This is a genomic window from Klebsiella sp. 28 (assembly GCF_018223905.1).
Lineage (GTDB): Bacteria > Pseudomonadota > Gammaproteobacteria > Enterobacterales > Enterobacteriaceae > Klebsiella > Klebsiella pneumoniae.
Genome location: NZ_JAGRQY010000222.1, coordinates 1 through 10,358 on the forward strand (window position 1 = coordinate 1; position 10,358 = coordinate 10,358).

The following is a 10,358-nucleotide window of genomic DNA, read 5'->3' on the forward strand; positions in this document are numbered from 1 at the left end:
CCACGATATCGCGGCGCGCCAGCTCCGGCGCTTTAAACACCCGGAACCCGGCGAAGCCGAGGTCAGACTGTCCTTCCAGCTGACGGGTATCCACACCGGCGTCATTGTACTTAAACAGCTCCGGACGGAAGTGGATCTCGCGCGCCTGCTGGGTGCTGGCGTCTAAAGAGAACATCCGCACGCGGCGACGGAACCCCATCCCGACGTGGAAAAACTGGATGTCCAGCTTACGCTCTTCAATATTGTTCCACAGCGAGTGGTTGGCATCGTACTGGATGCTGTTATAGGCCTGCGGGGTGAGATTGGCGAGCGTCGGCGGCAGATCGCGCGGGGCGCCGCCCCACGGCTGGCGCGCCAGATCGTGAGCCATCGCCTGCAGAACAGCATAATCAAAACGACGCGTTTGCCCGTCGGCAATGCCCGCGTCTTCGGCAAAAGCGGCCTGACTGAATAAGGAAGCGACTCCTGACGTTCCGCATACGGCGGCAACAGCCATGGAAGATTTAAGAAAACGTCTGCGGTTCATGCCTGAGAAAGCGTCCTTCTGCACGGGTGAATTGATTCGCAACGCGTCATCACGCTGCGTGATAATTTCCGCCCACTCTAGACAAAAACGATTAATAATCCAATTGTTGCCAGCAGAAAAAAGGTAAAAAAGCCCTGTCCAGAGGAACAGCCTGTTTTTTTCATTTCCTCTGACGTGTAGCCTGGGCATACACGCTGCCTGCCGCTTTTTACCCCTGACTATTCAAGGGAAATCTATTCTCCAGTGCTGAATATTCACCCCATGTATCGCTCCTCGCCGCGCGCGTTTTTTAGGCACGATTCGCGCAAATTTCCATCGCGCCTGGTGCTAACTTTTCCCCGATAACCGCTATCTTTCTTCACGTTAGCGGCCAACAGGGGAGAGCCGTTCGGGCTGTCCCGCCACGCTCTCCAGGGAATTCATTCAGGAGTCATGCCATGCAAGTGAAAGCAGCCGTCACGCTGGGCTACCAGCAGCCTTTTGTCATCAAAGACGTCGAGGTCGCCCCGCCGGGGAAGGACGAGATATTAGTGAAAATTGTCGCCACCGGCGTCTGCCATACCGACGCCGTGATGCGCGACAACCCCGGGGTGGTGCCTATGCCGGCGATCCTCGGCCATGAAGGCGCCGGGATCGTTGCCAGCGTCGGCGAGGCGGTTAGCGGCATCAGGGTAGGAGACCACGTGGTGCTCAGCTACGCCGCCTGCCACCACTGCGAAAATTGTTTAAGCAACCACCCTTCGGCTTGCGAAGATTTTAATACGCTTAATTTTGGCGGCCGACGCGAGGATGGCACCACCCCCTACCGGCTGGGAGACCAGGATCTGTCCCTGTTCTTTGGCCAGTCGTCTTTCAGCCAGTATGTGGTCACCCGCGCCAGCAACGCGGTCGTGGTCGACCCGGAGGTTGATCTCACCCTGCTCGGCCCGCTGGGCTGCGGTATCCAGACCGGTAGCGGAACGGTGCTCAATCGCCTGAAACCGGTGGTCGGCGAATCGCTGGTGGTGTTTGGCTGCGGCGCGGTGGGGCTCAGCGCCATCATGGCAGCGAAATTAACCGGCTGTTCACAGATTATCGCGGTGGATATCCATGCCAGCCGCCTCGCCCTGGCGGGCGAACTGGGCGCCACCCATCAGATCAACGGCAAGGAACAGGATGCCGTCGCCGTGATTAAACAAATCACCGGTAAAGGCGCCCACTACGCGGTGGAAACGACCGGCGTCTCCGCTATCGTTCTGCAGGCCGTACACGCGGTGAAACCGCTGGGAACGGTGGCGATTGTGGGCTTTACCGGAGATATCACCCTTAACGTGCAGAACGACCTGATGGCGGAGGGAAAATCGCTGGTCGGGGTGATTGAAGGCGACGCCGTGCCGGCGCTGTTTATTCCGCTGTTGGTGCAACTCTATAAACAGGGAAAATTCCCTATCGATAAGCTTATCGCCCGCTATCCGTTGGCCGATATCAACCAGGCCTTCGCCGATTCGGCGTCCGGCAAGGTGATCAAGCCGGTGGTGGTCATGTGAGATAACGTCGCCACCGGTCGGTGGCGACAGTTGCGCATTATGGGATTTATTCCAGCGTCACGTGATGCTTCATCACCCGGCGAAACAGCGCCAGTCTGGCGCGCATAAAGCGGTTCTCCACTTTAAACCCGGCGCGCTTATGCAAGCCAATGCGCAACAGGCGATCCCGCCCGCGCAGGCACGCCGGCCAGCGCACTGCGCCGGAAAGCGTCTGCTCGCCGCTGGCGAGGCGTGCAAACTGCGTCCAGTAGTCAGCGACCTGAGCGGCGAAGGCCAGATCCGCTTCGCTGGCGTACTGCCGCACCGGGTCGGTCAACCGCAGGTTATCAAACACGTAGGGCACCTCGTTGCCATGCCAGGCCCCATGCGGGTAGGCGTCATGCTCCGCTTCCGCGACATAATCAAACCAGTAGCGCCAGCACGGCTGACCCACGCGCTGTTGCGCCTGCATCACTACATAACCAAGGGTGGTGAAGGCCATGTCGCGGCATACTTCCCGCCCCAGCGCTTCATCGCCCTTCACGCCGGGATAGAGGAGTTTGATCAGCCCCAGCCCCAGACGGCGCTCTCGGCGCAGCTTCTGGATCTGCCCGGCAATATCGACGCCGAACACGGCCATCACGCTGGCTTCATCGCTATTGGAGCCGATCATCACCGGTATCGGATGCTGGCGGCCGGCAAAGAAGGTCTCCAGCATCGGCTGCGGCAGCACCGCGTCTCCGGCAATAGGCGCTGGCCCGGTATTCAGCGGCGCGGTGAGCGACCAGAAGGCCTCTGCGGGGATCGCCCGCAATTCCTCAGCGCTGGCTTGCGGTAAGGCGAAGTGTTCCGCCAGCAGGCGCCCTTTTTCCAGCGCTTTTTCCCGTGGCAGATCGGGTAGCGTATACCCGCTCTGAATAATCGCTTTATGAAACAGCCCTTTCGCTTTCGGGGAGGCCATTAGCGACAGCACGCTACGCGCCCCGGCGGATTCGCCAAACAGCGTGACGTTGGCGGCATCCCCGCCGAAGGCGTGGATATTCTCCTGAACCCACTGCAGAGCGGCAATCTGATCGAGCAACGCGAAATTATAGAGACGTTCGCCCGCCTCTTCTTCCAGCGCCGGATGGGCGAAAAAGCCGAGATGGCCCAGCCGGTAGTTAACTGTCACCACCACCACGTCGCGGCTGGCAAGCGCTTTGCCATCGTAAGGCGGCAGGCTGCCGGCGCCGATGGTAAACCCGCCGCCGTGCAGCCAGACCATCACCGGCAGCGGCTGCGCTGCGCTGGCCGGGGCCCAGACGTTGAGATATAAGCAGTCTTCGCTGAAGGCGCCAGGATCGCCGCCGCCGAGCTCGCGGCAGTAGTCAATGTCCTGCCAGCTGGCGGCGGAAAAGGTCTCGGCTGGACGTACCCCCTGCCAGCGGGCGGCTGGCTGCGGCGCGCGCCAGCGCAGCGGGCCCACGGGCGGCGCGGCGTACGGAATGCCGCGCCAGATATGAATCCCCTGTTCTGCGCTCCCGGCCAGCGTTCCCTGACGGGTTTTCGCCAACGGTTTCGACGGATGTTGCATAACCTGCTCCCTGTAAGGCTGATGCCAGCAGGGTACTGATTTTACAGCAGACCGCAACGTCGTTTGCTGCGCTCCTCCGCCTGTCGGTATAGTTCAAACTCATCCTGCACCGGGCAGCCCAGAGCTGCCTCAAACGCCTCGCGACTGGCGTTCCCGTGGCTGCGCGCCTGGGTCTCGTTGCCCAGATTGGACTGAAAAATGCCCGCCGCGCTGACCGGTAAAAAGTCTTCATAAATAATCGGCTGGGCGACCACCCACCCGCGCTCAATCAGCGGCTGCGGATCGTCGCCCGGGCGAAACGCCTGGCGATGTGCCTCACCCGTGGGCGTCAGGCGGTAGCGAAACCAGGCCAGCCCCTGCTGACGGAGCAGAAATTCGCTGTCGGGAAATTCGCTAAACACCTCCTGTAGATGCTGCTGGTGGCTGAGATTATCTTTCCCGGTTCCTGCCGCCTGCAGCAGCCGATCGTACAGCGCGCGCCCTTTCGGCGTCAGCGCCACGCCCCGCTGCTCAATTTCGCCAAAGCGGGCGCTATGGGTGCCTCGGTTTTCTCCGGCGAACATCACCGGCTCCTCAAGCGCCTTAAAGCTGGTCTGCCGCAGGAGGATCGGGACCTCCCGGCGCGGTGGCCCTTCAATCAACGCTTTGGGTTCAATACCGCACTCCGGCATCAGGGACTGGACGCGGTCAATATCCAGCGTCCGCGGCGTGAGATGGTTGATATGACACCCCGGGAAACAGACCACATCGGCAATCAGGCGGTGCTCGCGATGCAGAGCATGGTAAGTCTCCTCATCGACGGTGGCTTGCCGGTGCCAGCGGAACGTCTCCAGCGCCTCCTGGACAAACTCGCGCGCGTCGGCAGAGGTGAATTCGCCCTCTGCTTCATACTGCGCAATCAGCGCCAGGCAGCGGGGGGTGAAGATTTTGCGCCGCGCGAGGATCGCCTCGGCCCGCTCGCGCAGGGCGCGATTTTCAATCAGCTCCAGGCGCAGCAGCGAGGTGAAAATCCGAAATGGATTGCGCGCCAGCGCGGCATCGTCGATGGGACGAAACGCCGTGGAGTGGACCGGCACGCCGGCCTGCGAGAGATCGTAATAGCTAACGGGATACATTCCCATGATGGCAAACATGCGACGGAGCGTCGCCAGTTCTTCCGCTGTGCCCACGCGAATCGCGCCGTGGCGCTCCACGTTTAAGCGCGCCAGCTCGTCAGCGTTAGCGAGCTGTTCATGCAGCTGCGGATTATTTTCCAGTACCGCCAGGTTGACGTCAGCCACCAGCTCCAGCAGCGTTCCGTACTGCGGAACTTCCTGCTGGTACATGGCCGACATGGCCTGCGAAAAGTGCTCCCGAATCTCATCAGCCGTGATGGTGTTCGCCATGATGTGTTACCTCCAGTGAATACTTCCTGGAGTGTAGGAAAGCTGCCTCGCGGCGGGGGGAAGAATTTACAAACTGTGATGGCGATAACCTGCCGCCGGCCCAGGTCATTGCGCAAAACATAACCCATAGTTATGAAAAACACCCGGTAATTTCACTTTAAATTAACAATACATTTACACACACTGCTTCTGGCGACATTACAACAATATGCCCCTCTACCGTCTACACGGAGTACCCTATGAACGACAAATGGTCCCCACGTGAGGTTGTCCATCGCGATTACAGTAGCCACCCGCCCGCTTACGCGCCGGGCTATAAAACCAGCGTCCTGCGCTCGCCAAAAAACGCCCTCATCTCTCTGCAGAACTCGCTGTCAGAGATCACCGGCCCGGTATTTAGCCGCGACGACCTCGGCCCTCTGGATAATGACCTAATCCTGAACTATGCCAAAGAAGGCCTGCCGATCGGCGAGCGGATCATCGTCCACGGTTACGTGCGCGATGGATTCGGCCGACCGATGAAAAATACGCTGGTGGAAGTCTGGCAAGCCAATGCTGGCGGTCGCTACCGGCATAAAAAAGATCAGTATCTGGCGCCGATTGACCCGAACTTTGGCGGCTGCGGCCGGGTGCTTACCGATGAAAACGGCTATTACTGTTTTCGCACCATCAAACCCGGCCCCTACCCCTGGCGCAACCAGGCCAGCGACTGGCGTCCGGCGCATATCCATTTTTCTCTCTCGGGCGACGCCTGGGCCCAGCGCCTGATCACCCAGATGTATTTTGAAGGCGACCCGCTGATTAAGCAGTGCCCGATCGTCAGGACTATTAATAATGACGACGCCGTGCGCACGCTGATCGCCGAGCTGGACATGCACGCCGCCGTACCGCTGGATTGTCTGGCCTACCGCTTCGACCTTGTTCTGCGCGGCCACCGCGCCACGCTGTTTGAAAATCGCACTCAGGGGGCCGCCCGATGAAAGAGTATCTGCCTGAAACCGCCTCGCAGACGGCGGGACCCTATGTTCATATCGGCCTGGCGCCGGACGCCGCAGGCTTTCATATTTTTGAGAAAAATTTTGGCCCGGTCCTCACTACCGCCGATACCGCCGGGGAGCGCATCACCATTGAAGGCCGGGTTATCGACGGCTCCGGGACGCCGGTCCGCGATGTGCTGCTGGAGATCTGGCAGGCCAACGCCGCGGGTCGCTATAACCATCCTGACGATCGTCAACAGCAGAAAGCCGTCGACCCGGCCTTCCGCGGCTGGGGGCGTACCTGCTCTGATTTCACCTCCGGCATTTGGCGCTTTGAAACCATCAAGCCGGGCCCGGTGGCCGGTCGCGATGGCCGGCTGATGGCGCCGCACGTCAACCTGTGGGTGGTGGCGCGTGGGATCAATATTGGCCTGAATACGCGGATGTACTTTGCCGATGAACACGAGGCCAACGCCAGCGACCCGGTGCTGAATCTCATCGAGTGGGAGGTGAGACGCAAAACCTTAAAATCGCCGAGCGCGAGGTTCGCGGTACGGAAGTGGTCTATCGTTTTGACATTCATCTGCAGGGCGAGAACGAAACCGTCTTTTTCGATATTTAGCCGTCGCGGTGACCACCACCTTCGCCCCGTTTCTGCGGGGCGAAGGCGTTTTCAACCACAGGGAAAGATCTTGTCATGTAACCAACTCAAATGTTAATAATATTTTGCTATCTGGTTATCAAATTTAAACAAGTCCGCTTGTCTCTTTCACCGCTGTGTTTTTAACATCATCTTACTATGGAAAAAAATGGTCTCTTCAGTCAGCGCATTCGCTTGCGCCATCTACACACCTTCGTGGCCGTCGCTCAACAGGGAACGCTGGGGCGCGCGGCTGAAACATTAAATCTGAGCCAGCCAGCACTCTCGAAAACGCTTAACGAGCTAGAACAGCTGACCGGTACCCGGCTGTTCGAGCGGGGTCGTCTTGGGGCGCAGCTAACCCTGGTCGGCGAACAGTTTCTGACGCATGCCGTTAAGGTGCTTGACGCCCTTAATTCGGCCGGCCAGGCGCTGAACCGCAAAGAGGGCCTGAATAACGACATCGTGCGCATCGGCGCGCTGCCCACCGCCGCGCTGGGGATCCTGCCGACGGTGATCGGCCAGTTTCACAAGCAGCAAAAAGATATCACGCTGCAGGTCGCCACTATGAACAACACCATGCTGCTCGCCGGCTTAAAATCCGGGGAGATCGACATCGGCATTGGACGTATGTCCGACCCGGAGCTGATGAGCGGGCTGCATTACGAACTGTTGTTCCTTGAATCCCTGAAGCTGGTGGTTCGCCCGGGACATCCCCTGCTTCAGGAGACGGTGACCCTTAGTCGGGTGATGGAGTGGCCGGTGGTGGTCTCACCCAAAGGCACCGTGCCGCGGCAAAACGCCGAAGCGCTGCTCCAGAGCCAGGGCTGTAAGATGCCCGCCGGCTGCATCGAGACCCTCTCCGCCTCCCTGTCGCGCCAGCTGACGGTGGATTTTGACTATGTCTGGTTTGTCCCTTCCGGGGCGGTAAAAGACGATCTTCGCCGTGGCGTGCTAACCGCCCTGCCGATCGCCACCCAGGGCGCCGGAGAGCCCATCGGCATTTTAACCCGCGTCGATGCGACACTGACTCCGGGTACGCAGACGCTGCTCAGCGCTATCCGTAAGTCCATGCCTGCCTGACCCCCTTTCTCCCCGGCCCGCAGCGGCCGGGGAACCTGCAAACGCGCCGACGCCGCTCCCCATAACGTTAGACATATTCGGCAAAATAATCATTTAGTGCGAAATTATTTATTAACATTTGCGCAAACTTCTTTAACAGATCTATCATGTCTCGATTTCACCAAATGGTTCACTCGAAATCTAATCAAGCAACAAATACAGTTTTATGAAGGTTAAAACCACTTCATTCAAAAATGATTCAAAAGCAACATGTTTCATTTGGTTCGCAGTGAGGTGGCTGGTGTGGTTAAGGAGATTACATGGCAACTGGCAACGCGCCGCGCGGATTCCCCCGGATCCTGCAGTGGCTTCTCGCCGGACTGATGCTCATCATCGGTCTGGCTGTGGGTATTCTTGGGGCAAAACTGGCCCTCGTCGGCGGTACACTGTACTTCGCGCTGATGGGCGTGGTCATGGTCATCGCGGCGGTGTTGATTTTCCGCAACCGCCGCGGCGGTATTCTGTTATACGCCGTGGCGTTTATCGCCTCGGTGATCTGGGCGATTAGTGACGCTGGCTGGAACTACTGGCCGCTCTTCTCGCGCCTGTTTGCGCTCGGCGTACTGGCCTTCCTGGCCGCCCTGGTCTGGCCTTTCCTCGCCAGCCCACCGGCGAAAAAAGGCCCGGCCTATGGCGTCGCCGCCGTTCTCGCCGTGGCGCTGGCGGTGAGCTTTGGCTGGATGTTCAAATCCGCACCGCTGGTCAGCGCGACTGAAGCGGTACCAGTCAAGCCCGTCGCGCCAGGCGAACAGCAGAAAAACTGGGCGCACTGGGGTAACACCACCCACGGCGACCGTTTCGCCGCCCTCGACCAAATCAACAAACAAAACGTCAACCAGCTGCAGGTTGCCTGGGTAGCGCATACTGGCGATATCCCGCAGAGCAATGGCTCCGGCGCGGAAGATCAGAACACCCCGCTGCAGATTGGCGATACTCTCTACGTCTGTACCCCTTACAGTAAAGTGCTGGCGCTGGATGTGGACAGCGGAAAAGAGAAATGGCGCTATGACTCCAAATCCTCTTCACCCAACTGGCAGCGCTGCCGCGGCTTAGGCTATTACGCAGATAGCCAGGCGCAAACCGCGCAAGCGGCAGGCACGCAGCCGGCCGCCTGTTCCCGTCGTCTGTTCCTGCCGACCATCGACGCCCGCCTGATCGCCATTGATGCCGATACCGGCAAACTGTGCGAAAGCTTCGGCGATCGCGGTATTGTCGACCTCAGCGTCGGCATGGGTGAAGTGAAAGCGGGTTACTATCAGCAGACCTCCACCCCGCTGGTGGCGGGCAATGTGGTGGTGGTGGGCGGCCGCGTCGCGGATAACTACTCCACTGGCGAACCGCCGGGCGTGGTCCGCGCGTTTGATGTCCACACCGGCAAACTGGCATGGGCGTGGGATCCGGGCAATCCAGCGCTGACCGGTGTTCCGCCGGAAGGCCAGACCTACACGCGCGGTACGCCAAACGTCTGGTCGGCGATGTCCTACGACGCGAAGCTGAATCTGATCTATCTGCCCACCGGCAACGCCACGCCAGATTTCTTTGGCGGCGAACGTACCGCGCTGGACGATAAATACAGCTCCTCTATCGTGGCTGTGGATGCCACCACCGGCCAGGTGCGCTGGCACTTCCAGACCACACACCACGATCTGTGGGACTTTGACCTGCCTTCTCAGCCGCTGCTGTACGATCTGCCTGACGGCAAGGGCGGCACCACCCCGGTGCTAGTGCAGACCAGCAAGCAGGGCATGATCTTTATGCTCAACCGCGAGACCGGCGAGCCGGTGGCCAAAGTGGAAGAGCGTCCGGTGCCGGCGGGCAACGTCAAAGGTGAACGCTACTCGCCGACGCAACCTTACTCGGTAGGGATGCCGATGATCGGCAACCAGACGTTGACCGAGTCCGATATGTGGGGAGCGACACCGATCGACCTGCTGCTGTGCCGTATTCAGTTCAAAGAGATGCGCCATCAGGGCGTCTTTACCCCGCCAGGTGAAGATCGTTCCCTGCAGTTCCCGGGCTCGCTCGGCGGCATGAACTGGGGCAGTGTTTCGCTGGATCCAAACAACAGCCTGATGTTTGTCAACGATATGCGTCTGGGCCTGGCCAACTATATGGTGCCGCGCGCGAAGGTGGCGAAAGACGCCAGCGGGATCGAGATGGGCATCGTGCCGATGGAAGGCACGCCGTTTGGCGCGATGCGCGAACGTTTCCTGTCGCCGCTGGGCATTCCGTGCCAGAAGCCGCCGTTCGGCACCATGTCCGCGGTGGATCTGAAAACCGGGAAACTGGTGTGGCAGGTGCCGGTTGGCACCGTAGAAGACACCGGGCCGCTGGGCATACGTATGCACATGCCAATTCCAATCGGCATGCCGACCCTTGGCGCATCGCTGGCAACGCAGTCCGGACTGCTGTTCTTCGCCGGCACCCAGGATTTCTACCTGCGCGCCTTTGATACCGCGAACGGCAAAGAGATCTGGAAATCGCGTCTGCCGGTCGGCAGCCAGTCCGGCCCGATGACCTACGTCTCACCGAAAACCGGTAAGCAGTACATCATTATCAATGCCGGCGGCGCCCGCCAGTCACCGGATCGCGGCGATTACATCATCGCCTACGCGCTCCCAGACCATCAC

General features: G+C 59.8%; 7 protein-coding genes and 1 pseudogene. 5 read left to right on the forward strand and 3 right to left on the reverse strand.

Annotated features, from left to right (window positions below; translation table 11 throughout):
* Positions 1-526: glucan biosynthesis protein (locus tag KHQ28_RS26685; RefSeq protein WP_211777745.1), on the reverse strand; the 526-nt coding region annotated here is incomplete at its 3' end.
* 437 nt (positions 527-963) lie between these two features.
* Here KHQ28_RS26685 and KHQ28_RS26690 point away from each other — a divergent pair.
* The gene (locus tag KHQ28_RS26690; RefSeq protein WP_002907491.1) at positions 964-2,052 is read left to right on the forward strand and encodes an NAD(P)-dependent alcohol dehydrogenase; all 1,089 of its coding nucleotides are present in this window, start codon (positions 964-966) and stop codon (positions 2,050-2,052) included.
* A gap of 46 nt (positions 2,053-2,098) precedes the next feature.
* Here KHQ28_RS26690 and KHQ28_RS26695 read toward each other — a convergent pair whose 3' ends face one another.
* The gene (locus KHQ28_RS26695; RefSeq protein ID WP_016946517.1) at positions 2,099-3,604 is read right to left on the reverse strand and encodes a carboxylesterase/lipase family protein; all 1,506 of its coding nucleotides are present in this window, start codon (positions 3,602-3,604) and stop codon (positions 2,099-2,101) included.
* A 41-nt stretch (positions 3,605-3,645) separates the two neighbouring features.
* Entirely contained in the window at positions 3,646-4,989 is a 1,344-nt protein-coding gene (locus tag KHQ28_RS26700) for a VOC family protein (protein WP_019705723.1), read from the reverse strand.
* A gap of 239 nt (positions 4,990-5,228) precedes the next feature.
* Here KHQ28_RS26700 and pcaH point away from each other — a divergent pair, with 239 nt between their 5' ends.
* The 4 genes and pseudogenes from pcaH to KHQ28_RS26720 form a co-directional block, all read left to right on the forward strand.
* Entirely contained in the window at positions 5,229-5,969 is a 741-nt protein-coding gene (gene pcaH / locus KHQ28_RS26705) for a protocatechuate 3,4-dioxygenase subunit beta (protein WP_002907552.1), read from the forward strand.
* Positions 5,966-6,588 (forward strand): annotated as a pseudogene (gene pcaG, locus KHQ28_RS26710) (protocatechuate 3,4-dioxygenase subunit alpha). Before pcaH ends, pcaG begins: the two are co-directional and overlap by 4 nt.
* Before the next feature lie 177 nt (positions 6,589-6,765).
* The gene (locus KHQ28_RS26715) at positions 6,766-7,689 is read left to right on the forward strand and encodes a LysR substrate-binding domain-containing protein (RefSeq protein WP_004143800.1); all 924 of its coding nucleotides are present in this window, start codon (positions 6,766-6,768) and stop codon (positions 7,687-7,689) included.
* A gap of 299 nt (positions 7,690-7,988) precedes the next feature.
* Positions 7,989-10,358: membrane-bound PQQ-dependent dehydrogenase, glucose/quinate/shikimate family (locus KHQ28_RS26720; RefSeq protein ID WP_055314431.1), on the forward strand; the 2,370-nt coding region annotated here is incomplete at its 3' end.